Here is a 25,805-nt window from a genome sequence, read left to right as displayed (position 1 = left end):
GCCATGCTCTTGCTCCTGAACATGAGTCAGGAACCAGATGCTGGTCACATCGACCTCGCCCCTCGATCAACAATCCGGAAACCGCCGTGCCCTCAAAAATGGACTTGTTTGTGGACTTAAAAGTCCCGGCTGTCGGCGGATCGCGGTGGAACACAGCAGAACGTCAAGGAGAGAAAAGTCGTTGTGCGCCAACGACTTGCAGATTCTCCTGGACTTCTGCGGAACTCCGCAGATTGATGCGGTGGAGCGGGTGAAGGGAGTCGAACCCTCGTCATCAGCTTGGGAAGCTGAGGTAATAGCCGTTATACGACACCCGCATGGCCGGTCCGGGGCGCAGAGGACGCCGTCCGACAAGGCTGGCGATTGTAGCCGCAGAACCGCATTCGCTACAACTTCTCCCGGAACTTCTGCGCTGGTCCGGAGGTAGAAGCCTCATTCCAGCCACAAACCGCTGATCGAGGAGGAGGTCGATATGCAGCAAGTTCAAGCGATCCGCCCAGACCGCGAAGTCCTGACGCGTCAGCGACTTCCGTATTTCGTCGGCATCTCGGGGCAGACGGTCGGGGCGAGCGGGCTGAGCATGCACCTGGTGACGATCCCGCCTGGCGCCAGGTCAGAGCCGCACTACCACGTGGGGTACGAAACCGGAATCTATGTGCTGGCAGGTAAGGTTCTGACGCGCTGGGGCACGAGGCTCGAGAATGAGGTGGTCAGCGAGGCCGGGGAGTTCCTGTTCATTCCGGCAGGGGTGCCCCACGAAGCGGTCAATCTGAGCACCACTGAAGCGGCCCGTGCCGTGGTCGCGCGCAACCATCCGGCAGAGCAGGACCAGGTGCAGCCCTGCGTCATCGAGTAGAGGCGTTTTGCCAAGCGCCGCGCGGGCTACCCGGGGCGCTCACGGCGTGCGCAGTCGCGCGGCGGGAAACGCTGCCTCCCACAGGCGCGTGCCCGCGGCATCCCATGCGGCGACGCGCAGTTCGCGTGCGCCGGCCGGTCCGGAAAATTGCAGCGTGCAGAAGTTGCGCTGGGTGATCAGCGTCCCGGGCACCTCGCGCACCGGGAACGGGCGGGGATGCACGCGCGCAGTCAGCGGTGAGCAGGTCAGCTCGGTCAGCGGGTAGGTGCCGGGGCGCTCGCGCTCGGTGAGGTGGGTGTAGTGGATGTCGCCGGAGACGAAGAACACGCCGTCGATGCGCTGCGCCGTGAGCCAGTCGAGGAAGGCCTGGCGCTCGCCCGGGAAGTTGTGCCAGCCTTCGCCGCCGCGCTCATCCGGCGACGGGCGGTCGCTGAGCATGCGGCTGCCGTTGGCGACCAGCTTGAAGGTGGCGCGCGAGTCGCGCAGCGCGCGTTTGAGCCACTCGAGCTGCGGCGCGCCGAGCATTGTGCGCGCCGGGTCTGTGCTGGCGTCGTCGTCGCGGTGGTAGCGGTCGTCGAGCAGGAAGAGTTCGACGTCGCCGAGCGGTACCCGGGTGAAGGTGCCGGCCACGTCGGGCAGGCCGTGGCTGGGGTTCGCCCAGTAGTCCTTGAAATGCGCCAGCGCCGTCGCCTTGAGCGCGAAGTCGCGGTTTGCGTTGTTCGGGCCGTAGTCGTGGTCGTCCCAGATGGCGACGTGCTGGCCGGTGCGCAGCAGCCGCTGCAGCGGCGCGAAGCTGCGCGTGGCCGCCCAGCGCCGGTGCATGCGCGCGGCGGCCTCGTCCGCGGGCTCGAAGTCGCTGTCGCGGTAGTAGATGTTGTCGCCGAGCCACAGCATGACGTCGGGTCGCCGTGCGGCGACGGTGTCGAAGATCTCGAAGCCGGCGCCGAACGAGTCCTTCGTGACCTCGTAAGGCGGGTCGGGGACGTAGTTGCACGAGGCGGTGGCGATGACGAACTCTCGCGGCGCCGCCGGTTCCGCCGGCGCGGTGGTGAACGCGGGCGCCTCGTCGAGTTCGACCGGGGTGCCGTCGAGCAGCACGCGGTAGGCGTAGCGGGTGGCGGGCTGCAAGCCGTCGAGGTCGACGCGCGCGGTGTGGCCGCGATCGGGGCTGGCGGCGACCGGCGCGCTGCGCTGCACCGCGCCGGGTTGCTCATGCGGCCAGTACTCGAGCTGCACCTGCGCCGGGGCGTCGGTCATCAGCCACACGCCGACGCGCTCGGCGGTCGCCGGCCCCGCCATCGGGCCGCCGGCCAGGGCGGCCGCGCTCGCGGCGGTTGCGTGCAGTGCCAGCAGCAGCCAGGGCAGCACCAGGCGGCGCAGGGCGCGATGGGCACAATGGGCGAAGGGCATTGCACAGCCTGCAGAAAATCTCGCAAGGTATGAAGTCATTCTTCAGGTCGCCATGGGCCTGCGATGTCGAAAGCAGGGGATCTGCCCGGCGGCATCACTCATTCGATTGCCAGTCATCGTCGCGTGCCTGCGGACCAGGCTTTGCCTGGGTGGCTTGGATCTCTTCTTCCATCTTCTTTTTTGCGAAAGCGATGACGAGCTTCACAAGCACGATCATCACGCCGGCCACCAGGATGATGGAAAACAGTGAAGCGCGATTGTCGTCCTGAGGCGCTGCGGCCATGGCCGTAGCGCTCGAAAGGTAAAGACCAAGATTGATCAATACTCCCGCCATGTACTTCATGTGGAACCTCATTCGTCGATCTCGTCATTTGCCGCGTCGAGCGCCCGTCTACCCGCCTACCCGCTTTCAGGCAAGTAGTGTCGCAGATCGTGTCCAATCAGGCGCGGCAAGGGAACGCTGCGAGGGGTGGGCTGGATCGCGTCGACCCAGCCCGAGGCTTGGGCGAAAACACGCTCAAGCCCAGCGGCCCCGCCGGCGGCGCTCAGGCGACCAGGCGTTCCACCGCCTCGCGGATGCGCGCCGGCTCGTCCATCTTGAGGATGCGCTGTACCTTGGGCGCGAGATCGCCGAGGTCGGCGCGCAGCACCTGCTGCTTGATCTCGAGGATGTTGCCCGGGTGCATCGAGAAGTTGCGCAGGCCCATGCCGAGCAGCAGCTCGGTGTAGAGCGGGTCGCCCGCCATCTCGCCGCACACCGACACCGGCAGCCCGAAGCGCGCGCCGGTGGAAATGGTGCCGGCGATGAGCTTGAGCACGGCCGGATGCAGCGGGTCGTACAGATGCACCACGGCCTCGTCCGAGCGGTCGATGGCGAGCGTGTACTGGATCAGGTCGTTGGTGCCGATCGACAGGAAGGCCAGGCGGCGGATGAACATGCCCAGCGACAGCGCGGCGGCGGGGATCTCGATCATGCCGCCGATGTGCACGCCTTCGTCGAACTTGATCTTTTCGGCGCGCAGCTCGGTCTTGGCCTTTTCCACCAGGACGAGGCACTGGTCGATCTCCTGCGCGTGCGCGAGCATCGGGATCATGATCTGCAGCTTGCCGTACGCCGAGGCCCGCAGCAGCGCACGCAGCTGGGTCATGAACATCTTCGGCTCGGACAGCGAATAGCGCACCGCACGCAAGCCGAGCGCCGGATTGGGTTCCACGCGCGTGTGTGCGCCGTTGAGCGCCTTGTCGTTGCCGACGTCGAAGGTGCGGATGGTGACCGGCTTGTTCGGCAGCGCCTTGACCACCGCGCGGTAGGCTTCGTACTGCTCTTCCTCGTCGGGCAGGTTGTCGCGGCCGATGAACAGGAACTCGGTGCGGTACAGGCCGATGCCGTCGGCGTTGGCGGTCTTGACCGCGGGCAGATCCTTGGGGCCTTCGATGTTGGCGAGCAGGTTGATCGTCTCGCCATCGAGCGTGGCGGCGCGTGTGTCGCGCAGGCGGTTGAGCTTGGAGCGCTCGATCTCGAGCTCGCTGCGGCGCAGGCGATATTCCTCGACGATCTGCTCGTCGGGGGCAACGATGATGACCCCGCGCGTGCCGTCGACAATGATCAGCTCGTCATCCTCGACGAGGTCGCGCACGTGATGCAGGCCGACCACCGCGGGGATCTTGAGGCTGCGCGCCACGATCGCGGTGTGGCTGGTGGGGCCGCCGACGTCGGTGACGAAGCCGGCGATGTTGTGGTCGCGGAAGCTGATGGTGTCGGCCGGCGACAGGTCGTGGGCGACGACGATGGTGCCCAGCCCGTCACGGCGCTTGGGCGGCAGGCGGCCGGGGTGGCCGAGCAGCACCTTGACCAGGCGCTCGACCACCTGCACCACGTCGGCCTGGCGCTCGCGCAGGTAGGGGTCTTCGATCTGGCGGAACTGTTCGACGACGTGTTCCATCTGCTGCACCAGCGCCCATTCGGCGTTGCAGCGGCGTTCGGTGATGAGTTTGCGCGCGGCGTCGATCAGCATCGGATCGGCCAGCATCATCAACTGCAGGTCGACGAAGGCGCCGACCTCGCTGTGCGTCTGTCCCGAGGTGGTGATCGCCTTCAGGCCGAGGAGCTCGCCCTGCACGCTGGCGACGGCCTCGTCGAGGCGGGCGGTCTCCTCCTCCAGATACTTGGGGGCGACGTGGTAGTGGTTGACCTCGAGCAGCGCGTGCGAGATGAGATGCACGTGCCCGATCGCGATGCCCTGGGAGACCGGCAGGCCATGGAGGACGAAGGGCATCTCACTCCCCCTCGCCGAAGCGGTCGGCGACCAGGTCCTGGATCGCCTGCAGGGCTTCGTCGGCCTGCTCACCCTCGGTGTCGATGCTGATCGTGCTGCCCTTGGCGGCGGCCAGCATCATCACCCCCATGATGCTCTTGGCGTTGACGCGGCGGCCGTTGCGCTCGAGCCAGACCTCGCACGGGAAGCCGCTGGCGAGCTGGGTGAGCTTGGCCGAGGCGCGCGCATGCAGCCCGAGCTTGTTGATGATTGCGGCGTCTCCTCGCGGCATGGTGGGGCTGTCTCCGTGTTCTTGTCGGTGTCGTTGTTGCAGGGGGCGGTCAGTCGTGGGCGACGTGCAGCACGCCGTCGCATGCCCCGGCGACGGCGCGCTTGACCAGGGTCTGCATGTCGCGGTCGCGATAGGTGAGCACGCGCAGCAGCATGGGCAGGTTGACGCCGGCGACGAGCTCCGCCTTGTCCGGCACGGCCAGCTTGGCGGCGATGTTGCTCGGCGTGGCGCCGTAGATATCGGTGAGCAGCAACACGCCGTCGCCGCTATCGACCCAGCCGAGCATGCTGCGCGCCAGCGGCAGGATGTCGAGCGGGTCGTCCTGCGCCGACACACCGAGCTGCGCAATCTGGGCCGGGCGCTTGTTGAGCACGTGGCACGCGCACTGGATGAGGGATTCGCCAAGGGTGGCGTGGGTGACGAGAAAAATGCCGATCATATTGCTTCTCCGCAGGCCCCCGATTCTAGCCCAGACCCCATGAGCCGTGCCGGTTGGCGAGGGTGCGGTCGCGGTGCCTTTCCAGGGGCGGGATTCTGCCCAAGAACATTTGTGCAAAAGCAAACTGTAAAAAAGTGATAGAATTCGCGCCCTCCAGATACAGTTCCGCTGCGCCGCTCGTGCGCAGCGATGGCAATAACGACAAGGAAACAGGATGACCGAAACCAGGGACCCGATGGCCCCGGATGGGGACGTCAACCCCATCGACACCGACTACAAGGTCGGCCAGGACAACATCATCGTCAACGTGGGGCCCTTCGGCCTCGACATCCACAACCGCGTGTTCGCGATCTCCGGCCTGCTGGTGGTCGCCTTCGTGGTGCTGACCCTGGCCTTCCAGAACCAGGTCGAACCGCTGTTTACCGCCATGCGCGGCTGGCTGACCTCGAGCCTCGACTGGTTCTTCATCATCGCCGGCAACATCTTCGTGCTGGTTTGCCTGGGGCTGGTGGTCTCACCGCTGGGCAAGGTGCGCCTGGGCGGCACCGAGGCCACGCCCGACTACACCTACCTCGGCTGGTTCTCGATGCTGTTCGCCGCCGGCATGGGCATCGGGCTGATGTTCTTCGGCGTGTCCGAGCCGCTGTCGCACTTTGGCAGCGCCTTCGGCGGCACCGCGATGGAAAACGGCGTGCGCACCGACTGGGCGCCGCTCGGTGGGGCGGCTGGCGATGCGGAAGCGGCCACCCGCCTGGCGATGGCGGCGACGATCTATCACTGGGCGCTGCATCCGTGGGCGATCTACGCCATCCTCGCGCTCGGCCTGGCGCTGTTCTCGTTCAACAAGGGCCTGCCGCTGACGGTGCGCTCGGTGTTCTACCCGCTGCTCGGCGAACGTGTGTGGGGCTGGCCCGGCCACGTCATCGACATCCTCGCCGTGCTGGCCACGCTGTTCGGCCTGGCGACCTCGCTCGGCTACGGTGCGGCGCAGGCCAGCTCGGGCCTCAACTTCCTGTTCGACGTGCCGCTCGGCAACACCACGCAGATCGTGCTGGTGATCGGCATCACCGCGATCGCGCTGTTCTCGGTGGTGGCCGGCCTGGACGCCGGGGTCAAGCGCCTGTCCCAGATCAACATGGTGCTGGCCGTGCTGCTGTTGGTGTTCGTGATCGCGGTCGGTCCGACGCTGGACATCCTCTCCGGCTTCTTCGGCAACCTCGGGGCGTATTTCCAGCACCTGCCGGCGCTGTCCAACCCGGTCGGGCGTGACGATGCCAACTTCTCGCAGGGCTGGACCGCCTTCTACTGGGCGTGGTGGATCTCGTGGTCGCCCTTCGTCGGCATGTTCATCGCGCGCGTGTCGCGTGGGCGTACGGTGCGCGAGTTCATCATCTCGGTGCTGATCGTGCCCTCGCTGGCCTGCGTGCTGTGGATGACGGTGTTCGGCGAGACCGCGATCATCCAGTTCGTGCGTGACGGCTACGAAGCCGCCACCCAGGCCGAGCTGCCGCTGCAGCTGTTCTCCATGCTCGATGCGCTGCCGCTGGCGCAGATCACGTCCTTCATCGCCATCATCCTGGTGGTGGTGTTCTTCGTGACCTCGTCCGACTCGGGCTCGCTGGTGATCGACGTCATCGCCGCCGGCGGCAAAGTCGATGCGCCGACGCCGCAGCGCGTGTTCTGGTGCGTGTTCGAGGGTCTGGTGGCGATCGCGCTCATCCTCGGCGGTGGCCTGGTGGCGTTGCAGGCGATGGCGGTGTCGACCGGACTGCCCTTCACGATCGTGCTGCTGATGTCGACCGTGGCGGTGATCAAGGGCCTGATGTCGGAGCCGCGCGTGCGCTGAGCGCTTGCGCGATACGATGTTCGCGGGCAAGCCACGCTCCCGTGGCGGGCAGCCTCCTCTTGAGGAAAGCCGTAGGAGCGGGCTTGCCCGCGAAAGCAGCCGCGATTCCACCCCACACCAGCGATCCAGGCCTTCATGCAGATCGAACAACTCGAGATCCTCGACTTCCTGCGCGCCCACCCGCCCTTCGGCGAACTGCCCGAAGAGGTGCTGCAGCGCGTGGCGGGGGCGGTCGATGTGCGCTACTACAAGGCGGGCGAGTCGATCGTCGAGTTCGGCCAGGTGGCCGAGTTCTGGCATGTGGTGCGCAGCGGCGCGGTGGAGGTCTTCCGCCGCAACGGCACGCTCTACAACCGCCTGACCGCCGGCGGTTACTTCGGCGAATTCGGCCTGCTACGCAATGGCCGGGTGCGCTTTCCGGTGACGGCGCTGGAAGACACGCTGCTCTACCTGATCCCGCGCGAGCTCTTCGCCGAGCTCTTCGACCAGCATGAAAGCTTCGCCGACCTGGTCGAGGTCGAGGACCGCACCCGGCTGCGCCAGGTGATGTCCAAGCGCGAGGACGCCAACGACCTGCTGTCGGCCACCGTCGACACCCTGGTCGGGCGCGCCGCGGTGACCTTGCCCAGCACCGCCAGCGCGCGCGAGCTGGCGCAGCGCATGAGCGAGGAGGGCGTGTCCTCGCTGCTGATCCTCGACGACAACCCCGAGGTGCCCGAGCTCCCCGTGCTCTCCGGCATCGTCACCGACCGCGACCTGCGCACCCGGCTGGTGGCCCCCGGCCTGTCCTACGACACGCCCGCGGCCGAGATCATGTCGCGCGGCGTGGTCGCGGTGAACCACAACCAGCTCGTGTTCGAGGCCATGCTCGCGATGCTGCGCCACAACGTGCATCACCTGCCGGTGCTCAAGAACCAGCGCCCGCTGGGCGTGATCGCGCTGTCGGACATCATCCGCTACGAGTCGCGCAACAGCCTGTTCCTGGTCGGGCGCATCTTCCGCCAGACCTCGGTGGACGAGCTCGCCGCGCTGGTGCCCGAGGTGCGCGCCTGCTTCGTGCGCATGGTCGGCGAGGACGCCAGCTCCAACATGGTGGGCAGCGCGATGGCCGCGATCGGGCGCAGCTTCAAGCAGCGCCTGCTGGAACTCGCCGAGGCCGAGCTCGGCGCGCCGCCGGTGCCGTACTGCTTCCTCGCGCTCGGTTCGATGGCGCGCCAGGAGCAGCTCATCGTCACCGACCAGGACAACGCGCTGGTGCTCGACAACCGCTTCGACCCGGCGCAGCACGACGCCTACTTCAAGGCGCTCGCCACCTTCGTCAGCGACGGCCTGGCGCGCTGCGGCTACAGCTACTGCACGGGCGGGGTGATGGCGACCAACGAGAAGTGGCGCCAGCCTTTGCGGGTGTGGGAGCGCACCTTCACCGACTGGATCGAGCGCCCGACGCCCGAGTCGCTGCTCAACGCCGGCATCTTCTTCGACCTCGACGGCGTGTGGGGACGGGTGGAATGGGCGGCGCGCCTGCGCGAGCTGATCGCGCGCAAGGCGAAGGGCAACTCGCGCTTTCTCGCCTGCATGGCGCGCAACGCGCTGCTGCGCACGCCGCCGCTGGGCTTCTTCAAGGATTTCGTCGTCGAATCCGACGGCCGCCACACGCGCGCGATCAACATCAAGCGCCGCGGCACCGCGCCGCTGGCCGACCTGGTGCGGGTGCATGCGCTGGCGATCGGTGCGCAGTCGATCAATTCCTTCGAGCGCCTGAAGGACATCATCGACGCCGCCATCCTGCCGCTGGGCCGTGGTCAGGATCTGTACGACGCGCTCGAATTCATCTCCATGGTGCGCGCCCGCCACCAGGCCGAGGACATGGCCAGCGGGCTCGAGCCGGACAACAGCATCGACCCCGAGAAGCTGTCCGAATTCGAGCGCAAGAGCCTGCGCGACGCCTTCCTGATCCTCGGCAACGCGCAGAAATTCCTCAAGTACCGCTACCAGCCCGGGCGGGCGAACTGAGGCGCGGGCAATGCTGCATCTGGGCGATCTGAAGAAGGATGCGGCCGCCGCGCCCGCGCGCAGCAGGCGGCGCGGTGCGGATGCCGTGCCGGACTGGCCGGCGCGCTTCGCCGAGCTCGCCGCAGCGACGCGCGATCCGCGCCTGCAGGCCTTCTACGCCGCCGGTGCGGTGGCCGGCGACACCGCGCTGAAGGATGTGCCGATGGTCGCGATCGACGTCGAGACCACCGGGCTGGATCCGGCGCGCGACGAGATCGTCAGCATCGGCGTGGTGCCGATGGACACCGCCTGCATCCGCTCGAGCGCCTCGCGCTACTGGGTGGTGCGCCCGCGCGCCGAGCTGCACCCCGAGTCGGTGGCGATCCACGCCATCACCCACGCGCAGATCGCCGCTGCGCCGGACTTCGGCGCCATCCTCGACGAGCTGCTGCCGGCGCTCGCCGGGCGGGTGGTGGTGGTGCACTGCCGCGAGATCGAGCGACGCTTTCTCGATGTGGCGCTGAAGGCGCGCCTGGGCGAGGGCATCGAGTTTCCGGTCATCGACACCATGGAACTCGAGGCCCGTCTGCACCGCCAGCCGCCGCCGGGCTTCTTCGCGCGCCTCTTCGCCCGCAAGCCGGCGCCGGTGTCGATCCGCCTCGCCGACAGCCGCGATCGCTACGCCCTGCCGCGCTACCGCGCCCATCACGCGCTGACCGACGCGCTGGCCACCGCCGAGCTGCTGCAGGCGCAGGTGGCGCACCGGTTCGCGCCGGAGACGCCGCTGCGCGAGCTGTGGCGCTGAACCGACTCCTGTGGGAGCGGGCTTGCCCGCGAAAACCAGGCATTGGCGCCATCCATTCGCGGGCAAGCCCGCTCCCACGGTTGCCTTCGGTTCAGTCCAGACCTTGCGAAGAAAGGTACTCTTCGTACGTGCCGCGGTAATCGATGATCTTGTGATCGAGCTTGATCTCGATGATGCGCGTGGCCACCGAGCTGACGAACTCACGGTCGTGCGAGATGAACACCAGCGTGCCGTTGAACTTGTCCAGGCCCGTGTTGAGCGACTCGATCGATTCCATGTCGAGGTGGTTGGTGGGCTCGTCCATCAGTAGCACGTTGGGGCGCGACAGCATCAGCTTGCCGAACAGCATGCGGCCCTGCTCGCCGCCGGAGATCACCTTCACCGACTTCTTCACCTCGTCGCCCGAGAACAGCAGGCGGCCGAGCGTGCCGCGCAGCAGGGTCTCGTTGTCCTCGCCGGTGGCGGCGGCGGTGATGCGCGAATAGGGCGCGATCCAGTCGGTGAGGCTGATGTCCTCGGCGAAGTCGCTCGAGTGATCCTGCGCGTAATAGCCCGGCTTGGCCTTCTCGGCCCACTTGATGGCGCCCTTCTGCGGTTGCAGTTCGCCGATCAGGAGCTTGAGCAGCGTGGTCTTGCCGACGCCGTTCTCGCCGATGATCGCCACCTTCTCGCCCGCCTCGATGGCGATCGAGAACTTGTTGATCAGCGGCTTCTCCATGCCCGGATAGGCGAACGAGATGTTGTCCACCTCGCAGGCCAGGCGGTGCAGCTTGTCCTTCTCGTCGTAGTCGAAGCGGATCCACGGGTACTGGCGCGACGAAGGCTTCACGTCTTCGGGCTTCAGCTTGTCGATCAGCTTCATGCGGCTGGTGGCCTGCTTGGCCTTGGACTTGTTGGCCGAGAAGCGGCGCACGAAGGCCTGCAGCTCCTGGATCTTGTCCTTGGCGCGGGCGTTGGCCGACGACTGGCGCTCGCGCGCCATCGTCGACGCTTCCATGTAGTCGTCGTAGTTGCCCGGGTAGATCGTGATCGTGCCGTAGTCCAGGTCGGCCATGTGGGTGCAGACCTGGTTCAGGAAGTGGCGGTCGTGCGAGATGATGACCATCGTGCAGTCGCGGTTGTTGAGCACGTCCTCGAGCCAGCGGATGGTGTTGATGTCGAGGTTGTTGGTCGGCTCGTCGAGCAGCAGGATGTCGGGGTTGGCGAACAGCGCCTGGATCAGCAGCACGCGCAGCTTCCAGCCCGGGGCGACCTCGCTCATCGGGCCGTTGTGCAGCTCGGTGGGGATGCCCACGCCGAGCAGCAGTTCGCCGGCGCGCGCCTCGGCGGTGTAGCCGTCGTACTCGCCGACCTTGCCCTCGAGCTCGGCGGCGTGCATGTAGTCGTCCTCGGTGGCGTCCGGGTTGGCGTAGATCGCGTCGCGCTCCTTGATCGCCGCCCACAGCTCCTCGTGGCCCATCATCACCACGTCGAGCACGCGCATGTCTTCGTAGGCGAACTGGTCCTGGCGCAGGTAGGCCATGCGCTCGTGCGGATCCTTGGAGACGTTGCCGGCAGACGCCTCCAGCGCGCCGCACAGGATCTTCATGAACGTCGACTTGCCGGCGCCGTTGGCACCGATCAGGCCGTAGCGGTTGCCGTCGCCGAACTTGACGGAGACGTTCTCGAACAGGGGCTTGGCCCCGAACTGCATGGTGATGTTGGCTGCGACGAGCACGGAAGCGTCCTGATTTTCAGATAAAACAAAGCCTTGGATTATAGCGCAGCGATGCTGCGGCGTGCGCTGCAAGTCGGCGCCGATGCGCGGGCAGTGCGTGCCGATCCGCGCCATGCGGGCCCGTGGCCGTGTGCTGCCGCCTTGCTCCGCGTGTCGGAATCGTCCGACACCGGTTTCGGACCGGGCCGATGGGGCGGGGCGGGCGCGGCGCTTAAAGTGGAGACGTGATCCGGGGCTGCACCGCCCGGCGCCCTTCAAGGAGAACATCATGCTGCACTACGCCGTCGTCTTCTTCGTCATCGCCCTCATTGCCGCCGTGCTCGGTTTCAGCGGCATCGCCGCGGGTGCGGCCGGCATCGCCAAGGTGCTGTTCGTGGTGTTCCTGGTAATGGCGATCGCCAGCTTCGTCATCAACCTCGTCAAGGGACGGTGAGCCCATGCCCCGCGTCGCAGGCGGCGCCGGCCTCGCCGGCCCGCTTCGGCTATGCTGGCGCCCCTACACCGCATCCCGGACCTTCGCCCATGCTGCGTATCGCAATCGTCGACGACCATCAGATCGTGCGGGCCGGCTTTCGCGAGCTGCTGGCCGACGAGCTCGGCCTCGGCATCGTCTTTGAGGCCGCCTCGGGTGAGGCGGCGCTCGAATCGCTGCGCGAACAGCCGGTCGACGTGCTGCTGCTCGATCTGTCGCTTCCCGGCCAGAGCGGCGTCGACGTGCTGCGCGCGGTGCGCCAGCGTTTTGACGGCGTGCGCGTGCTGATGCTGTCGGGCTTCCCGGAAGAGCGCTACGCGCTGGCGATGATCCGCAACGGCGCCGACGGCTACCTGTGCAAGGACTGCTCGCGCGAGGAGTTGCTGCAGGCCATCCGCACCGTGGCCCAGGGCCGGCGCTACGTGTCGGCGCGCACCGCCGAGCTGCTCGCTGACGAACTCGGCGGCGGCGGTAGCGCGGCGCCGCACGAGAAGCTGTCCGACCGCGAGCTGCAGGTCTTCCTGCGCCTGGCGCGCGGCGAGTCGGTTTCGGACATCGCCGCCATGCTCAACCTGAGCGTGAAGACGGTCAGCACCTACCGCACCCGCCTGCTGGAAAAGCTCGGCGTCGCCAGCAATGCCGAGCTGGCCACCTACGCGCTGCGCCACGGGCTGATCGTGGACTGAGGACGCCGGGTCGATGACTGCGCCCCTTCATCCCGAACCTGCCAGCGCGCCCGCGCTGCGCGTCGTGCTCGTGGAGGATTCCGCGATGCTGCGCGGCATGCTGTGCGAGATGCTCGCCGAGCTCGACGGCGTCGGCGTGGTGGCCGAGGCCGAGGACGAGGCGGGCGCGCTGGCTGCGCTCGAGGCCCAGCGCCCGGACCTGGCGATCATCGACCTCGAGTTGCGCACGGGCAGCGGGCTTGGCGTGCTGCGCCAACTGCAGGCCGAGCCCGAACGCTACGGCCGCCCGCGCGCAGTGGTGTTTTCCAACTACGGCCACGCACCGGTGCGCGCGCGCTGCGAACAGCTCGGCGTCGAGCGCTTCTTCGACAAATCCTTCCAGCTCGACGAGCTGATCGACTTCGTCCAGGCGGCTGTTCCGCGCTGATCGGCTTCAGTGCATGCGCGCAAAGGGCACGCGCGCGGTGATGCGCGTGCCCTTGCCTGGCGCGCTGTCGATGTCCAGGCGCCCAGCGAGCATCTGCACCCGGTGCGCCATGCCCGCCAGCCCGTGGCGGTTGTGGTCGCGCGCCGCCGGATCGAAGCCCACGCCGTCGTCTTCCACCGCCAGCACCAGCTCGTCGCCTTCGACACGCAGGCGTAGCTGCACCCGGCTGGCCTGCGCATACCGGCGCACGTTGGTCAGCGCCTCCTGGGCGATGCGGTAGAGCGCGAGCGCGGTCTGCGCCGGCACGTCCGGCAGGTCGTCGGGCAGGTCGATCTCCAGCCGCCCGCCGTGCTCGCCGATGTCGCCGCTATCGGGCAGGGCGCGTAGCGCCTCGACCAGGCCGAGTTCGGACAGCAGCGGCGGGCGCAGGTCGGCCACCACCTTGCGCTTGAGCGCGATGCCCTGGTTCAGCGTGTCGAGCAGGCGGTCGAAGCGGCTGCGCAAGGGCGTCATGGTCTCGGTCGGCAGCTTGCGCACGATCCAGCCCGCGTCGAGCTTGGCGGCGGTGAGCAGGGCGCCGAGTTCGTCGTGCAGCTCGCGCGCCAGTCGCGCCTGCTCGGTCTCGCGCGCGTTGGTCAGGTAGGTGGCGAGGCTGCTGAGTTCCTGCGTGCGGTGGGCGACCTCGGTGTGCAGGCGCTCGTTTTCCGAGCGCAGCAGCTGGGCCATGCGTTCGCGCAGGCGGTCCTGGCGGTAGAGCACCACGACCAGCACCAGCAGCAGCGCCAGCACGCTGGCACCGAGCACGCGGTTCATCGTGCGCGCGTCGGCAAAGCGCGCGAAGGCGCCGTCCTGGGTGGCATCGATTTCGGCCTGGGTGTCGGCGCGCAGCTTGAGGATGCGGGCACGGAGGTCGTCGGTGACCTGCTTGCCGGTGCCGCCGTCGGCCTGGTCGGCACTGGGCGGCGCGCCGCGCTCGATGGCCTGGGTGAGCAGGCTCCAGCGCATGTCGACCAGCATCGCCAGGTGGTCCACCGCCCGGTGCTGGTCTTCGTTCGCCCAGTTGTCGGCACGCAGCGCAGCCAGCGTGTGCTCGAGATCCGCCTGACCGTCCTGATACGGGGTCAGGTACACCGGGTTCTGGGTCAGCAGGTAGCCGCGCACGCTCGACTCGGCGTCGAGCATCTGCAGCAGCAGGGTATCGAGGTGGTGCAGGCGGGTCGTGCGTGCGCGCAGGTCTTCGAGCGCGGCACGGCTCGATTCGGACTGCCACTGGCCGGCGACCAGCCACGCCAGGCCGAGCACGAAGCTCAGCAACAGCACGGCGATCAGCAGGCCCGCACGCGGGCGCGGCAGGCGGGACGGTGCAGCGGGCAAGGGCAGGGGCTCCGGATGAGCGTTCATGAACCTGTCCTATCCTAGTCCACGCCTGGATGAATGTCCGGCGCAAGATCCAGCCCCCGCTTCATGCGGGGGCCGCGGCGCGTGTGCTCAGGGACGGATCACGATGTCGTTCTTAACCGCCTTCACGCCCGGCGTGCTGCGGGCGATCTCGGCGGCGCGGTTGCGCTCGGCGGTGCTCTTGGCGAAGCCGGACAACTGCACCGTGCCCTTGAGCGTCTCGACGCTGATCGACATGGCGCTCACGGTCGGGTCCTCGGCGAACTTGGCCTTGACGCGGGTGGTGATGGTGGCGTCGTCGACGTATTCGCCGACGGTGGATTGGTCGCGGGTGACGGCGCAGCCGACGGCGGTGAAGGCGAGCAGGCCGGAAAGGGCGAGGCTGGCGGCGGTGTGTTTCATGGTGGTCTCCTGATGGTTTGCTTGTTGTGGCGGGCGGTGCCCGTGCGCGAGATGCAGTTCCAATGTAGATCGCATCCCGCACACGTGCTGTCCGACAACGCGGAATGCCGTGTAGGACGATTCCGTCATCGCCGCGGTGCGCGGCCGCCCGGGGCGCCTGATCGGGCACGAAAGCACGAAAAAAACCGGGTCGTTGCCGACCCGGCCGTTGAAGGCGCGCTGGAGAGGGGGAGCTCTGTGCGCGCCGATGGGAGGAGACTGCGGAGAAGCTTACTCGTCGCCCTTCGCCTTCTCGGTGCGCTCGGCTTCCCAGATGTTGGTCTCGACGTCGACCTCAGTGGCCTTCTTGGTGTTCGAGTCGAAGTCGATCATCACTTCGTAGCTCTGGTCGCCCTTGACGATCTCGTATTCGAGGTGGTTCGGGTCGTTGTCATTGACCGAGGTGACCTTCCAGCCGAGCTTCTCGAGTGCCGCGCCGTAGTAGTTGCGGTCCTGCCCGATGCCCAGCGCGTTCTCGAGCTTGTCCTTCTCGTCGGCCCCGAGCCTGGCGCGCGCGCGGTCACTGTACTTCTCGGCGGAAGCGGTCAGCGCGGCGGGATAGGCATATTTGTAGTCCTTGTCGCGCAGCGCGGCGACGGTCGAATCGGCGCGCCACATGTTGAACGTCACGTCGACCTTGTCAGACTTGCCGTTGTCGAAGTCCACCTGCACCTCGTAGGAGTCGCCGTTCTTGACGATCTCGTACTCGAGGTAGTCAGGCTCGTCGTAGTTCTTGGCGGTGATCGCGTAGCCCAGCTTCTCGAGCTGCTGGCGGTAGTAGGCCTTGTCGTGACCGACGCCGAGCGTCTTCTCGAGCTCGTCCGACGTCATCTGCCAGCGCTTCTTGAGTTCGGCTTTCTCGGCTGCGGTCAGGCGCTTCTGCTGTGCTTCGGCCGCGGTGTCGGCGGCGAACGCGGCAGGAGCGATCGAGAGGCTGCCGACGACGGCAGCGATGGCGAGCTTGCGGGTATTGAGGATGTTCATTGTTCGATCTCCTTTGGGTGGTTTTCGCTCCGGACTTCTGCGGTACTGGAGCCGTGGTACTTCAGTCGTTGCGTCTGACTGTGGAGCCCATGCTATGGATTTCGCGACGGCAAAGATGTCCTCCGTTTGCCGATCCGCATGTCGGACAAAGCCCACGCGCGTTGCAGGACGCCACCGACCGGCGAGGGCGAGGTTTCGCCGCGACGACTGCTCGCGCACGGCCCGCGGCGCAAGTCCGCAGCGGGTCGAGCCGGCCGCCGAACTGCCGTATCCTTGCCGGCTGCCCCGACCCCCCGCCTGCCTGCGGTACCCATATACCGAGTCCCGATGCGCTTCCTCCACTCCGCCGACTGGCATCTCGGCCGTGTCTATCACGGCGTCTCCCTGCTCGAAGACCAGGCCCACGTGCTGCAGCAGTTCGTGCGCGTCGCCGCCGACACCCGGCCCGACGCGGTCCTGCTCGCCGGCGACATCTACGACCGCTCGGTGCCGCCGGCCGAGGCGGTGCGCCTGCTCGACCTGGTGCTGAGCGAGCTGATCCTCGAGCTGAAGATCCCGGTGGTGATGATCGCCGGCAACCACGACGGCCCCGACCGTCTCGCCTTCGGCTCCGGCCTGCTGCAGCGCGCGGGCCTCACCGTGCGCGGCCCGGTGGAACTGGACGCCGCGCCGCTGGTGCTGCGCGATGCGCATGGCGAGGTCGCCGTGCATGCGCTGCCCTATGCCGAGCCCGCGCTGGTGCGCAGCGCCTGCGGCGACGACACGATCGCCGACCACCACGCCGCGCTCGCCGCGCAGACCGCTGCGGTGCGCGCCGCGCATGTGCCGGGGCGGCGCTCGGTGGTGGTGGCGCACGCCTTCGTGCAGGGCGGCACGGAGAGCGAATCCGAGCGCCCGCTGTCGGTGGGCGGCACCGGCGCGGTCGGGGCCGGGGTGTTCGACGGCTTCGATTACGTCGCGCTCGGCCACCTGCACCGGCCGCAGGCGATGGCGGGAGGCCGCATCCAGTATTCCGGCTCGCTGCTCAAGTATTCGTTTGCCGAGGCCGACCACGCCAAGTCGGTGAACCTGGTCGAGATGGACGCCGAGGGTAACTGCACGGTCGAGCGCATCGCGCTGGTGCCGCGCCGCGACCTGCGCATCCTCGAAGGCGAGCTCGCCGCGCTGGTCGCCGCGGCGCCTGCCGATCCGGCGCGCGACGACTACGTGCTCGCCCGCCTCACCGACCATGGCGCGCTGCTCGACGCCATGGGCAAGCTGCGCAGCGCGTACCCGAACGCGCTCGCCATCGAGCGTCCGACCCTGGTCGGCGACGGCCCCGGACGCGCCACGGCCGACCATCGCCGCACCCGCATCCAGGACCTCTTCGCCAGCTTTCACGAGGAGACCACCGGCGTGGCGCTGGAGCCCGCCGCGCAAGCCGCGCTCGATCGCGTGGTCGATCGCCTGGAACAGGAGGCGCGCGCCGAATGAAACCGCTCAAACTCAGCCTGCAGGCCTTCGGCCCCTTCGCTGCCCGCGAGGAGGTGGATTTCACCCTGCTGCCGTCCGGCGCGCTGTTCCTGATCTCCGGGCCCACCGGCGCGGGCAAGACCTCCATCCTCGACGGCATCACCTACGCGCTCTACGGCGACACCTCCGGCGGCGAGCGCAGCGCGCGCGAGATGCGCAGCCACCACGCCGACGCCAGCGTGCAGACCGAGGTCGAGTTCGACTTCGCGCTCGGCGAGCGTCGCTATCGCGTCAAGCGCATCCCCGAGCAGGAGCGCGCCGCGCTGCGCGGCGACAAGCTGGTCAAGGTGCTCGCCAAGGCCGAGCTCTACCGCCTGGAGGCGGACGGCGAGACGTGGACGCCGCTGGCACAGAAGACCACCGAGGTCACCGCGCTGGTCGAGGAGATCCTCGGCTTCAAGGCCGAGCAGTTCCGCCAGGTCGTGCTGCTGCCGCAGGGCCAGTTCCGCAAGCTGCTCGCCGCAAGCTCGGCAGAGCGCGAGAAGATCCTCGAGACGCTGTTCGGCACCGCCACCTACAAGCGCCTGCAGGACGCGCTCAAGGCCGAGGCCGCCGTGCTGCGTGAGCGTGGTGAAAAGGCGGCGCTGCAGCGCCGGACCCTGCTCGAGCAAGCCGGAGCGGATGCCGTCGAGGCGCTGGTGACCCGCCGCGATGCGCTGCACACCGAGCTGGCGACGCTGACCGCGACCGAGCAGCAGGCGCGCGCCGAGGACGTTGCAGCGCGCGCCGCACTGCAGCAGGGCCAGGCCGTCGAGGCACGGTTTGCCGAAGCGGCCACCGCCACCGCTGCGCTCGACGCGCTGGAAGCCGGCAAGGCCGAGCTCGACGCCCAGCGCCTGCGCCTGGAGCAGGCGCGGCGCGCGCTGCAGGTGGTGCCGGCCGAGGGCGCGCTGGCCGCCGCGCGCCGCAGCGCCGACGAGGCCCGCGCGCGCGAAGCGCGCGTCGCGAACGAAGCCGCCGAGGCCGCTCGCCGCCTGAGCGCAGCCGAAGCTGCGCTTCAAACGGAAGCGGCCCGCGCCCCCGAGCGCGAGGCAGCGCAGCGCGAGCTGCTGCGCCTGGAGGCGCTCGGCGAGGCGGTCAGCCGCCTGGCCCAGGCCGACGCGGAGGCAATGCGCTGCGAAGTCGCCCGCATCGCCGCCGACAAGATGCTCGCCACTGCCACCGCGCAGCAGCAGACCCTCGCCACCCGCCGCACCGAACTTGGCGCCCGCATCGAGGCCCTGCAACCGATCGCCGCCGACGTCGCCGCGCTCGAACTGCGCCTGCAGCAGGCCGAGCAGCGTGCGCACGCGTTCGTCGCACTGGCCGCTGCGCGCAAGCAGCTCGTCCGGCATGAGGCCACCGAGGCCAAGGCCCGCCAGGCCTGCGATGCCGCGCAGCGCGCCGCGAATGAAGCCCGCGCTGCCTTCAGCGCGCTCGACACCCGCTGGCGCCAGGCCCAGGCCGCCATCCTCGCCCGCCACCTGCACGACGGCGCCCCCTGCCCGGTGTGCGGCAGCGGCGAACACCCCATGCCCGCCAGGCACGAGGGCGAGCTGCCCACCGAGCAGGCGCTGCAGACGGCGGCGGACGGCGCGCGCGAAGCCGAAACCGCGCTCGATGTCGCACGCCAGGCGCTCAACGCCGCCGAGCTGACGCGCGCCACCGCTGCGGCCGAAGTCGACACCCGCGCAGCCGCGCTTCAACCCGCAGACATGCCGGCTGCCGATGCGGATGAACCGGCCCACTTGCGCCGCCAGCTCGACGCCGCCCGTGCTGCTGCGGCGGAACTCGCGCCGCTGCGTGCGCAGGTGCCTACACTCGACGCCGACCTCTCCCGTGCCGCCGCCGCGTGCGAGCAGGCGCGCGCTCAATCTGCCGAGGCGGCCAGCGCGGCGCGCTCCGCGCAGCATGTCGCCGACGAGCGTCGCGCCGGCGTGCCGGAGAGCTTGCGCACGCCCGCCGCGCTGCAAGCCGCGCTTGCCGGCGCGCAGGCGACGCGGCAGCGGCTGGACCACGCCCTGCAGCAGGCGCAATCCGCCCACGGCGAAGCCGCCAGCCGCGCGGCTGCCCTACGCGCACAGCACGCCACGCTCGGCGAGGCGGTGCAGGCGGCCGGGGCGCGGGTCGAGGAGGCGCTTGCTCAGTTCGGGATTGCGCTGCAGGCAGCGGGCTTCTTGCCGGTTGGCGTTGATGCACTCATCAGCCGTGAGGCCTTGGGTGCCTCCGACGCTGCAGTTGGGAGTCCGCCCCTGTTCGCGGGCAAGCCCGCTCCCACCGGGGGCGGGTTTGCTCCCGGTGGAGACGAAGTGCCTTCCGGGGAGCCTGGTGGAGAGGACCTCGTGCTCGCCCAGGCCGAAGCGTGCTGGCGTGCCGCGCTGATCCCCGCCGAGCGCATCGCTGCCCTCGAAGCCGCACTCCGCGACGCCGATCACCGCCGCGCCGCCGCCCGCGAACGCGCCGAGCGCGCCACCCTCGCCATCGCCGGCCTGACCCGCCCCGACCTCGTCGCCCTTGACACCCGCGCCGCCTCCGCGCGCGCCGCCGTCGAAGCCGCGCTCGACCGCCTCGCCCACGCCCGCAGCGCGCTCGCCACGCTCGCCGAAACCCTCGCCCGCCTCGACGACATCGCCCGCCAATCCGGTGCCATCGAGGCCGAATACCGCGTCGTCGGCCACCTCGCCGACATCGCCAACGGCAACAACGGGCGCAACCTCACCTTCCAGCGCTACGTGCTCGCCGCGCTGCTCGACGACGTGCTGCTCGCGGCCTCGCTGCGCCTGGCGGCGATGAGCCGCGGCCGCTACCAGCTCCAGCGCCGCGAAGACCTCGCCGACGCGCGCCGCGCCGGCGGCCTCGATCTGGAAGTCTTCGACGAATACACCGGCCGCAGCCGCCCCGCGAGCACGCTATCCGGCGGCGAAGGCTTCATGGCCTCGCTGTCGCTCGCGCTCGGGTTGTCGGACGTGGTCCAGGCCTACGCGGGCGGCGTGCAGCTCGACACGCTCTTCATCGACGAAGGCTTCGGCAGCCTCGACCCCGAATCGCTCGACATGGCGATGAAGGCGCTGATCGACCTGCAGCAGCGTGGGCGCACGGTCGGCGTGATCTCGCACGTGGAGGAGATGAAGCAGCAGATCGATGTGGCGATCGAGGTGGTGCAGGGGGTGAGGGGGAGTCGGGTGCGACTGCGCAGGCCTTGATCAATGTGCGGGCAAGTAGGCCATATCGAGGCGACTGCTTGCAGCCAGCAGCCGCGTCTCCCGCGTCCAGAGATTGGCGCCGCGGGACATCCCGGCGCTGCGGTTCGAAGCCCAGAGCAGGCTGAGGCGTTTTGCGCTTTCGCGCTGTATCAGCGCGCGCAATGCTTCGCGAACCAGCTGGGTCTTCTCCGTCATGCCGGTGAGAGCCTGTGCCTTGGCGAGCAAGTCGTCGTCGAGCGCGAGGGGGGTACGCATGTGAAGCGCCTGTAGGTGTGCATCGAATACAGCACCAGGAGATGCGTATTTGGACGCCTGCTTCAGGCGCTGGAACTTACCCCGCCAGCGCCCTTGCGTGATGCCGAAGATGATCCTCGATGAAGCTGGCGATGAAGTAATAGCTGTGGTCGTAGCCCGGCTGCAGGCGCAGCGTCAGCGGGTGGCCGGCGGCTGCAGCGGCGGCTTGCAGGGCTTCGGGCTTGAGCTGCTCGGCGAGGAAGCCGTCGGCCTCGCCCTGGTCGACCAGCAGCGGCAGGCGCTCGGTGGCCTGCGCGATCAGCGCGCACGTATCCCACTCGCGCCACTGCGCGCGGTCTTCGCCGAGAAAGCGCGAGAAGGCCTTTTCGCCCCAGGGGCAGTGCATCGGGTTGGTGATCGGCGCGAAGGCCGACACCGAGCGGTAGCGCCCCGGGTTGCGCAGCGCGCACACCAGCGCGCCGTGGCCGCCCATGGAGTGGCCGCTGATGCCGCGGCGGTCGGAGGCGGGGAAGTTCGCCTCGATCAGCGCCGGCAGCTCCTCGACCACATAGTCGTACATGCGGTAGTGGCGCGACCACGGGGCCTGGATGGCGTTCACATAGAAGCCGGCGCCGTGGCCGAAGTCCCAGGCGCCGTCAGGGTCGCCCGGCACGTCGGCGCCGCGCGGGCTGGTGTCGGGGGCGACGATGATCATGCCGAGTTCGGCCGCCATGCGCTGCGCGCCCGCCTTCTGCATGAAGTTCTCGTCGGTGCAGGTGAGTCCCGACAGCCAGTACAACACCGGCAGGCGGGCGCCGGGTTGCTCGGCCTGCGGCGGCAGGTAGACCGCGAACACCATGTCGCAGTCGAGCACGTTCGAGTGGTGGCGGACGCGCTGGTGCCAGCCGCCGAAGCTCTTCTGGGTGCTGAGGATTTCCAGGCTCACGTGTGTGTCTCCAGGATGTTCGAGGGGGCGGGAATGCGGCGTGATCGATCTCTCCCAGCCAGGCGCGGGACAACCCGTGCTGGCCTCGTGGGAGCAGATCTTGTGGGAGCGGGCTTGCCCGCGAATGGTGCCTGCTCGAGCGCCCTATTCGCGGGCAAGCCCGCTCCCACGGGACTGTCGGTTCATGCGCTTGCGGCGATCAGAAGTGAATCACCGTGCGGATACTCTTGCCCTCGTGCATCAAATCGAAGGCCTCGTTGATGTCCTCGAGCGGCATGTTATGGGTGATGAAGGCGTCGAGCGGGATCTCGCCCCTCTGCGCCTTCTGCACGTAGCTCGGCAGTTCGGTGCGGCCCTTGACGCCGCCGAAGGCGCTGCCGCGCCACACGCGGCCGGTGACGAGCTGGAACGGGCGGGTGCTGATCTCCTGGCCCGCGCCGGCCACGCCGATGATGGTCGATTCGCCCCAGCCCTTGTGGCAGCACTCGAGTGCGGCGCGCATCAGCTTGACGTTGCCGACGCACTCGAAGGAGTAATCCACGCCGCCGTCGGTCAGCTCGACGATGACGTCCTGGATCGGCTTGTCGTAGTCCTTCGGATTGACGAAGTCGGTCGCGCCGAGCTCGCGGGCGATGTCGAACTTGGCCGGGTTGATGTCGACCACGATGATGCGCCCGGCCTTGGCCATCTTGGCGCCGATAATCGCCGCCAGGCCGATGCCGCCGAGGCCGAAGATGGCGACGCTGGCGCCTTCTTCCACCTTGGCGGTGTTGAGCACCGCGCCGATGCCGGTGGTGACGCCGCAGCCGAGCAGGCAGACCTTGTCGAGCGGCGCGTCCTTGGGGATCTTGGCGAGCGAGATCTCGGGCACCACGGTGTATTCCGAGAAGGTCGAGGTGCCCATGTAGTGGTAGATCGGCTGGCCCTGGTACGAGAAGCGGGTGGTGCCGTCGGGCATCAGGCCCTTGCCCTGGGTGGCGCGCACGGCCTGGCACAGGTTGGTCTTGCCCGACTTGCAGAACTTGCACTCGCGGCATTCGGCGGTGTACAGCGGGATCACGTGGTCGCCGACCTCGAGCGAGGTCACGCCTTCGCCCACCGCCTCGACGATGCCGCCGCCCTCGTGGCCGAGGATGGACGGGAAGATGCCCTCGGGGTCGTCGCCCGACAGCGTGAAGGCGTCGGTGTGGCACACGCCGGTGGCGACGATACGCACAAGCACCTCGCCCTTCTTCGGCGGTTCGACATCCACTTCGACGATCTGCAGGGGCTGGTTGGGGCCGAAGGCCACGGCGGCGCGCGATTTGATGGTCATGGGGGGAATCCTGGAGGCAAGCGGGCGCACGGCCCGCGACTCCTGAAGTATCCTCACGCCGCTAAAGCCGATAAATGGATAATTTCAGATTTCAGTCTTCCTGATACTGGAATAGTCGTCCATCCCCTTTCCGTCTTGTCAGGAGTGCTCAATTCTGAACCGCCTCGAAATGCTGCGCATCTTCTGCACCGCCGCCGAGTCGCGCAACTTCAAGGAAGCCGCCACCCGACTGGGCGTGTCTCCGCAGGCGGTCACGCGCGCGGTGAAGGAGCTGGAAGACCACGTCGGCGAGCTGCTCTTCCACCGCAACACCCGCCACAACCGCATCACCGAGTTCGGCGAGCAGCTCGCCGCGCGCGCGCGCCACAGCCTGCAGGGCGTGGATGCGATCTTCCAGGGCGCCGAGCAGGCGCGCGACAGCGAGCTCGCCGGCCTGGTGCGCATCACCGCGCCGCGCGCGCTCGGCCGTCACGGGCTGATGCGGGTGCTCGCCGAGCTGTGCGCGCAGCATCCGGGGCTGCAGCTCGACCTGCGTTCGTCCGACCAGTTCGCCGACGTGGTCGATGAGCAGATCGACATCGGCATCCGCGTCGGCGTGCTGCGCGACAGCCGCTTCGTCGCGCGCGCGGTGTCGAGCGTGTCCTTCCACATCGTCGCCGCGCCCGAGCTGCTTGCGCGCTGCGGCGCACCGCAGACGCTGCAGGACCTGGCCGAGCGCCCGACCACGGTCGCCATCGACCCCAACACCGGGCGGCCGTGGGCGTGGTTCCTGGCCGGCGGCCAGCAGTGGCTGCCGCGCACGCCCACCTTCGCCACCGACGACACCGGCGCCGAGGCCGAGGCGGTGCTCGCCGGCGTCGGCTTCGGCCAGCTCACCGCCTACCTCGCCGCACCGCACCTGCGCGCGGGGCGGCTGGTCGAGGTCCTTCCCGAGCTGGCGCCGGAGCCCTGGAGCCTGTCGGTGTACCGCCCGCAGCGCGGCCCGGTGGCGGCGCGCATCCGGCTGGTGTTCGACCGGCTGGTGGAGTACTTCGGTGAGGGCGGGCGGTTTCCGTAGGATGCCCACCGGACAAGGTCGATGCGCAAAACCCGGGCTATACTGCAGTCAGGTGTAATACAGGAGATTACTCATGGCTACGACCCCTGTTTCGGTTCGTCTTGATGAACCCCTCAAGGCACGCGTTCGCAGCCTGGCCGATCAGCGCCGCCGCCCGGTCCACTGGTTGATGCGCGAGGCTATCGAGCAATACGTGACGCGTGAGGAGCAGCGCGAGGCCCTCCGCCAGGAAGCGCTCGACGCCTGGGAGCATTTTCAGAGCACTGGCCTGCATGTGACCGGCGCCGAGGCGGATGCCTGGCTTGCCGAACTCGAGGCCGGTAACGACGTCGAGCCACCCCGAGCGCATATCTGATGCCTCGCCTGGTCTGGTCGGAACCGGCGCTGGCCAATGTCCAGCGCTTGTATCGTTTTCTGGTGACGAAGAACCCTGCCGCAGCCCAACGCGCGGTGAGGGCGATTCGTGAGGGCGTGAGTATCCTGGCGGGTCATCCGCAGGTGGGGCGGGTGGTCGAGGATATGGAGGAAGCGTTCCGCGACTGGCCGATACAGTTCGGTGATTCTGGTTATGTGGTTCGCTACCGATTCGATGGCGACCAGGTCACGATATTGACGATAAGGCACCAAAGAGAAGCCGGGTTCTAGACGACGGGCTGCACGCGCCGTCCGTCACTCGCCGACGCGGCGACTGCATGCGGGTCGCGTCGGTGGAAGGCGAGGATGGCGCGAGGTCGGCAGCTGCGGCCGGTGGTGCAGTTCTTGATTTCTGCGGGGACTGGTCTATAAACTGGTCTATACCAATCGGAGATCGCCATGAACCTTGAAATCGGCTCTTACGAGGCCAAGACCAAACTGCCCGAGCTGCTACGTGGCGTGCAGGCGGGCAAGCGCTACACGATCACCCTGCGTGGGGAGCCCATCGCCGACCTGGTGCCGGCTGAAGACGCCAAGCAAGCGGATGCCGCGGTGGCCGTCGATGCGATGCGTCAGTTCATGCGTGCGGCGCCGCCCGTCGAGGGGATCGATCTCAAGGCGCTGATCAACGAGGGGCGGGCATGAGCTTCGTGCTCGATAACTCGGTTGCGATGTGCTGGCTGCTGGCCGATGGCAAGCCTGCCGATGTGGCTTACGCCGAGACCGTGCTGGATGCGTTGCGGGAGCAACAGGCGCTGGTCCCTTCGCTGTGGGCGCTCGAGGCCAGCAACGTCATCGCCCGGGCCGAGGCCAAAGGACTGCTCACCGAGGCGCGCTCACAGGCCTTCCTCGTCCTACTGCAACGACTGAACATCGCGACCGATCCGGCCACGGCAGCGCACGCCTTGGGCGACACCCTGCACCTGGCCCGCCGTTACAAGCTATCTGCGTACGATGCGGCGTATCTGGAGCTGGCCCTGCGAACCGGCCTGCCGCTCGCGACCCTGGACGCAGATCTCAAGAAGGCAGCGCAGGCCGCGGGCGTGGAGGCGTTCGCCCCGAATTGACCGGCGGAAAGCCGGCCTCACCTTGCCTGCGGAATACGCGCTGCCGACGACGCCCGAC

General features: G+C 68.4%; 26 protein-coding genes and 1 tRNA gene. 14 read left to right on the top strand and 13 right to left on the bottom strand.

Features of this window, described 5'->3' with window-relative positions; all coding sequences use genetic code 11:
• Positions 1-242: 242 nt before the first annotated feature.
• Positions 243-317: transfer RNA gene (locus RBT54_RS14570), tRNA-Gly, on the bottom strand.
• Positions 318-472: 155 nt separating this feature from the next.
• On the opposite strand from RBT54_RS14570, the gene RBT54_RS14565 reads away from it, so the two are divergent.
• Positions 473-856, top strand: coding sequence for a cupin domain-containing protein (locus tag RBT54_RS14565; protein WP_320367780.1), 384 nt, complete (start codon positions 473-475; stop codon positions 854-856).
• Between the two features lie 39 nt (positions 857-895).
• Here RBT54_RS14565 and RBT54_RS14560 read toward each other — a convergent pair whose 3' ends face one another.
• From RBT54_RS14560 to RBT54_RS14540, 5 genes are all read right to left on the bottom strand, one after another.
• On the bottom strand, positions 896-2,266 hold the full coding sequence (locus RBT54_RS14560; RefSeq protein ID WP_320367779.1) for an alkaline phosphatase D family protein: 1,371 nt from the start codon (positions 2,264-2,266) through the stop codon (positions 896-898).
• Positions 2,267-2,360: 94 nt separating this feature from the next.
• Positions 2,361-2,609 (bottom strand): hypothetical protein, encoded by a 249-nt coding sequence (locus tag RBT54_RS14555; protein ID WP_320367778.1) that lies wholly within the window; start codon positions 2,607-2,609, stop codon positions 2,361-2,363.
• Positions 2,610-2,811: 202 nt separating this feature from the next.
• Positions 2,812-4,542: a phosphoenolpyruvate--protein phosphotransferase gene (gene ptsP / locus RBT54_RS14550; RefSeq protein WP_320367777.1), complete on the bottom strand. Its 1,731-nt coding sequence runs from the start codon at positions 4,540-4,542 to the stop codon at positions 2,812-2,814.
• A 1-nt stretch (position 4,543) separates the two neighbouring features.
• A complete protein-coding gene (locus RBT54_RS14545) occupies positions 4,544-4,813 on the bottom strand; it encodes an HPr family phosphocarrier protein (RefSeq protein WP_320367776.1) in 270 nt (89 codons plus the stop codon).
• Positions 4,814-4,862: 49 nt separating this feature from the next.
• A complete protein-coding gene (locus tag RBT54_RS14540) occupies positions 4,863-5,252 on the bottom strand; it encodes a PTS fructose transporter subunit IIA (RefSeq protein WP_320367775.1) in 390 nt (129 codons plus the stop codon).
• Between the two features lie 214 nt (positions 5,253-5,466).
• Between RBT54_RS14540 and RBT54_RS14535 the strand changes: the two genes are divergently transcribed.
• The 3 genes from RBT54_RS14535 to RBT54_RS14525 all read left to right on the top strand — a co-directional run bounded on the left by RBT54_RS14535 (position 5,467) and on the right by RBT54_RS14525 (position 9,895).
• Positions 5,467-7,098 (top strand): BCCT family transporter, encoded by a 1,632-nt coding sequence (locus RBT54_RS14535; RefSeq protein WP_320367774.1) that lies wholly within the window; start codon positions 5,467-5,469, stop codon positions 7,096-7,098.
• 135 nt (positions 7,099-7,233) lie between these two features.
• Positions 7,234-9,111: a DUF294 nucleotidyltransferase-like domain-containing protein gene (locus RBT54_RS14530; protein WP_320367773.1), complete on the top strand. Its 1,878-nt coding sequence runs from the start codon at positions 7,234-7,236 to the stop codon at positions 9,109-9,111.
• Between the two features lie 10 nt (positions 9,112-9,121).
• Positions 9,122-9,895, top strand: coding sequence for a 3'-5' exonuclease (locus tag RBT54_RS14525; protein WP_320367772.1), 774 nt, complete (start codon positions 9,122-9,124; stop codon positions 9,893-9,895).
• Between the two features lie 91 nt (positions 9,896-9,986).
• Here the strand turns inward: RBT54_RS14525 and RBT54_RS14520 are convergent, their stop codons facing one another.
• Complete coding sequence (locus RBT54_RS14520) at positions 9,987-11,612, bottom strand: ABC-F family ATPase (RefSeq protein WP_320367771.1); 1,626 nt, start codon at positions 11,610-11,612, stop codon at positions 9,987-9,989.
• 268 nt (positions 11,613-11,880) lie between these two features.
• Here RBT54_RS14520 and RBT54_RS14515 point away from each other — a divergent pair, with 268 nt between their 5' ends.
• The 3 genes from RBT54_RS14515 to RBT54_RS14505 all read left to right on the top strand — a co-directional run bounded on the left by RBT54_RS14515 (position 11,881) and on the right by RBT54_RS14505 (position 13,197).
• Positions 11,881-12,045, top strand: a complete 165-nt coding sequence (locus tag RBT54_RS14515; RefSeq protein ID WP_320367770.1) for a DUF1328 domain-containing protein — start codon at positions 11,881-11,883, stop codon at positions 12,043-12,045.
• Between the two features lie 89 nt (positions 12,046-12,134).
• Positions 12,135-12,770, top strand: a complete 636-nt coding sequence (locus tag RBT54_RS14510) for a response regulator transcription factor (protein WP_320367769.1) — start codon at positions 12,135-12,137, stop codon at positions 12,768-12,770.
• Between the two features lie 13 nt (positions 12,771-12,783).
• The gene (locus tag RBT54_RS14505) at positions 12,784-13,197 is read left to right on the top strand and encodes a response regulator (RefSeq protein ID WP_320367768.1); all 414 of its coding nucleotides are present in this window, start codon (positions 12,784-12,786) and stop codon (positions 13,195-13,197) included.
• A 6-nt stretch (positions 13,198-13,203) separates the two neighbouring features.
• Here the strand turns inward: RBT54_RS14505 and RBT54_RS14500 are convergent, their stop codons facing one another.
• The 3 genes from RBT54_RS14500 to RBT54_RS14490 form a co-directional block, all read right to left on the bottom strand.
• Positions 13,204-14,598 carry a CHASE3 domain-containing protein gene (locus RBT54_RS14500; protein WP_320367767.1) on the bottom strand — a complete coding sequence of 465 codons (1,395 nt, stop codon included), beginning with the start codon at positions 14,596-14,598 and terminating at the stop codon, positions 13,204-13,206.
• A gap of 87 nt (positions 14,599-14,685) precedes the next feature.
• The gene (locus RBT54_RS14495; RefSeq protein WP_320367766.1) at positions 14,686-14,997 is read right to left on the bottom strand and encodes a BON domain-containing protein; all 312 of its coding nucleotides are present in this window, start codon (positions 14,995-14,997) and stop codon (positions 14,686-14,688) included.
• A 270-nt stretch (positions 14,998-15,267) separates the two neighbouring features.
• On the bottom strand, positions 15,268-16,020 hold the full coding sequence (locus RBT54_RS14490) for a hypothetical protein (RefSeq protein ID WP_320367765.1): 753 nt from the start codon (positions 16,018-16,020) through the stop codon (positions 15,268-15,270).
• Between the two features lie 327 nt (positions 16,021-16,347).
• Here RBT54_RS14490 and RBT54_RS14485 point away from each other — a divergent pair, with 327 nt between their 5' ends.
• Positions 16,348-17,493: an exonuclease SbcCD subunit D gene (locus tag RBT54_RS14485; RefSeq protein ID WP_320367764.1), complete on the top strand. Its 1,146-nt coding sequence runs from the start codon at positions 16,348-16,350 to the stop codon at positions 17,491-17,493.
• Positions 17,490-20,714 carry an SMC family ATPase gene (locus RBT54_RS14480; RefSeq protein WP_320367763.1) on the top strand — a complete coding sequence of 1,075 codons (3,225 nt, stop codon included), beginning with the start codon at positions 17,490-17,492 and terminating at the stop codon, positions 20,712-20,714. The genes RBT54_RS14485 and RBT54_RS14480 overlap by 4 nt, the downstream gene beginning before the upstream one ends.
• On the opposite strand, the gene RBT54_RS14475 is transcribed toward RBT54_RS14480, so the two are convergent.
• From RBT54_RS14475 to RBT54_RS14465, 3 genes are all read right to left on the bottom strand, one after another.
• On the bottom strand, positions 20,715-20,969 hold the full coding sequence (locus RBT54_RS14475; RefSeq protein ID WP_320367762.1) for a type II toxin-antitoxin system VapB family antitoxin: 255 nt from the start codon (positions 20,967-20,969) through the stop codon (positions 20,715-20,717). It lies immediately after the preceding gene.
• A 76-nt stretch (positions 20,970-21,045) separates the two neighbouring features.
• The gene (gene fghA / locus RBT54_RS14470; protein WP_320367761.1) at positions 21,046-21,894 is read right to left on the bottom strand and encodes an S-formylglutathione hydrolase; all 849 of its coding nucleotides are present in this window, start codon (positions 21,892-21,894) and stop codon (positions 21,046-21,048) included.
• Between the two features lie 199 nt (positions 21,895-22,093).
• The gene (locus RBT54_RS14465; RefSeq protein ID WP_413788460.1) at positions 22,094-23,209 is read right to left on the bottom strand and encodes an S-(hydroxymethyl)glutathione dehydrogenase/class III alcohol dehydrogenase; all 1,116 of its coding nucleotides are present in this window, start codon (positions 23,207-23,209) and stop codon (positions 22,094-22,096) included.
• A gap of 169 nt (positions 23,210-23,378) precedes the next feature.
• On the opposite strand from RBT54_RS14465, the gene RBT54_RS14460 reads away from it, so the two are divergent.
• The 5 genes from RBT54_RS14460 to RBT54_RS14440 all read left to right on the top strand — a co-directional run bounded on the left by RBT54_RS14460 (position 23,379) and on the right by RBT54_RS14440 (position 25,747).
• Positions 23,379-24,266 (top strand): LysR family transcriptional regulator, encoded by an 888-nt coding sequence (locus tag RBT54_RS14460; RefSeq protein WP_320367760.1) that lies wholly within the window; start codon positions 23,379-23,381, stop codon positions 24,264-24,266.
• 73 nt (positions 24,267-24,339) lie between these two features.
• A complete protein-coding gene (locus tag RBT54_RS14455; RefSeq protein WP_320367759.1) occupies positions 24,340-24,621 on the top strand; it encodes a CopG family ribbon-helix-helix protein in 282 nt (93 codons plus the stop codon).
• Positions 24,621-24,911 (top strand): type II toxin-antitoxin system RelE/ParE family toxin, encoded by a 291-nt coding sequence (locus RBT54_RS14450; RefSeq protein ID WP_320367758.1) that lies wholly within the window; start codon positions 24,621-24,623, stop codon positions 24,909-24,911. The genes RBT54_RS14455 and RBT54_RS14450 overlap by 1 nt, the downstream gene beginning before the upstream one ends.
• 168 nt (positions 24,912-25,079) lie before the next feature.
• The gene (locus RBT54_RS14445; RefSeq protein WP_320367757.1) at positions 25,080-25,325 is read left to right on the top strand and encodes a type II toxin-antitoxin system prevent-host-death family antitoxin; all 246 of its coding nucleotides are present in this window, start codon (positions 25,080-25,082) and stop codon (positions 25,323-25,325) included.
• On the top strand, positions 25,322-25,747 hold the full coding sequence (locus RBT54_RS14440; RefSeq protein WP_320367756.1) for a type II toxin-antitoxin system VapC family toxin: 426 nt from the start codon (positions 25,322-25,324) through the stop codon (positions 25,745-25,747). The genes RBT54_RS14445 and RBT54_RS14440 overlap by 4 nt, the downstream gene beginning before the upstream one ends.
• Positions 25,748-25,805 lie beyond the last annotated feature (58 nt).

This window comes from Thauera sp. (genome assembly GCF_034003485.1).
Lineage (GTDB): Bacteria > Pseudomonadota > Gammaproteobacteria > Burkholderiales > Rhodocyclaceae > Thauera.
This window is presented reverse-complemented; position numbering and strand designations above follow the sequence as displayed.

Excerpts from the sequence above, each read along its gene's own strand:
- RBT54_RS14485 (WP_320367764.1), top strand. The coding sequence starts at position 16,348 with ATGCGCTTCCTCCACTCCGCCGACTGGCATCTCGGCCGTGTCTATCAC.
- ptsP (WP_320367777.1), bottom strand. The coding sequence starts at position 4,542 with ATGCCCTTCGTCCTCCATGGCCTGCCGGTCTCCCAGGGCATCGCGATC.
- RBT54_RS14555 (WP_320367778.1), bottom strand. The coding sequence starts at position 2,609 with ATGAAGTACATGGCGGGAGTATTGATCAATCTTGGTCTTTACCTTTCG.
- RBT54_RS14455 (WP_320367759.1), top strand. The coding sequence starts at position 24,340 with ATGGCTACGACCCCTGTTTCGGTTCGTCTTGATGAACCCCTCAAGGCA.
- RBT54_RS14540 (WP_320367775.1), bottom strand. The coding sequence starts at position 5,252 with ATGATCGGCATTTTTCTCGTCACCCACGCCACCCTTGGCGAATCCCTC.
- RBT54_RS14450 (WP_320367758.1), top strand. The coding sequence starts at position 24,621 with ATGCCTCGCCTGGTCTGGTCGGAACCGGCGCTGGCCAATGTCCAGCGC.
- RBT54_RS14565 (WP_320367780.1), top strand. The coding sequence starts at position 473 with ATGCAGCAAGTTCAAGCGATCCGCCCAGACCGCGAAGTCCTGACGCGT.
- RBT54_RS14545 (WP_320367776.1), bottom strand. The coding sequence starts at position 4,813 with ATGCCGCGAGGAGACGCCGCAATCATCAACAAGCTCGGGCTGCATGCG.
- RBT54_RS14445 (WP_320367757.1), top strand. The coding sequence starts at position 25,080 with ATGAACCTTGAAATCGGCTCTTACGAGGCCAAGACCAAACTGCCCGAG.
- RBT54_RS14465 (WP_413788460.1), bottom strand. The coding sequence starts at position 23,209 with ATGACCATCAAATCGCGCGCCGCCGTGGCCTTCGGCCCCAACCAGCCC.
- RBT54_RS14440 (WP_320367756.1), top strand. The coding sequence starts at position 25,322 with ATGAGCTTCGTGCTCGATAACTCGGTTGCGATGTGCTGGCTGCTGGCC.
- RBT54_RS14490 (WP_320367765.1), bottom strand. The coding sequence starts at position 16,020 with ATGAACATCCTCAATACCCGCAAGCTCGCCATCGCTGCCGTCGTCGGC.
- RBT54_RS14530 (WP_320367773.1), top strand. The coding sequence starts at position 7,234 with ATGCAGATCGAACAACTCGAGATCCTCGACTTCCTGCGCGCCCACCCG.
- RBT54_RS14510 (WP_320367769.1), top strand. The coding sequence starts at position 12,135 with ATGCTGCGTATCGCAATCGTCGACGACCATCAGATCGTGCGGGCCGGC.
- RBT54_RS14495 (WP_320367766.1), bottom strand. The coding sequence starts at position 14,997 with ATGAAACACACCGCCGCCAGCCTCGCCCTTTCCGGCCTGCTCGCCTTC.
- RBT54_RS14535 (WP_320367774.1), top strand. The coding sequence starts at position 5,467 with ATGACCGAAACCAGGGACCCGATGGCCCCGGATGGGGACGTCAACCCC.
- RBT54_RS14480 (WP_320367763.1), top strand. The coding sequence starts at position 17,490 with ATGAAACCGCTCAAACTCAGCCTGCAGGCCTTCGGCCCCTTCGCTGCC.
- RBT54_RS14460 (WP_320367760.1), top strand. The coding sequence starts at position 23,379 with ATGCTGCGCATCTTCTGCACCGCCGCCGAGTCGCGCAACTTCAAGGAA.
- RBT54_RS14505 (WP_320367768.1), top strand. The coding sequence starts at position 12,784 with ATGACTGCGCCCCTTCATCCCGAACCTGCCAGCGCGCCCGCGCTGCGC.
- RBT54_RS14500 (WP_320367767.1), bottom strand. The coding sequence starts at position 14,598 with ATGAACGCTCATCCGGAGCCCCTGCCCTTGCCCGCTGCACCGTCCCGC.
- RBT54_RS14475 (WP_320367762.1), bottom strand. The coding sequence starts at position 20,969 with ATGCGTACCCCCCTCGCGCTCGACGACGACTTGCTCGCCAAGGCACAG.
- RBT54_RS14515 (WP_320367770.1), top strand. The coding sequence starts at position 11,881 with ATGCTGCACTACGCCGTCGTCTTCTTCGTCATCGCCCTCATTGCCGCC.
- RBT54_RS14560 (WP_320367779.1), bottom strand. The coding sequence starts at position 2,266 with ATGCCCTTCGCCCATTGTGCCCATCGCGCCCTGCGCCGCCTGGTGCTG.
- RBT54_RS14525 (WP_320367772.1), top strand. The coding sequence starts at position 9,122 with ATGCTGCATCTGGGCGATCTGAAGAAGGATGCGGCCGCCGCGCCCGCG.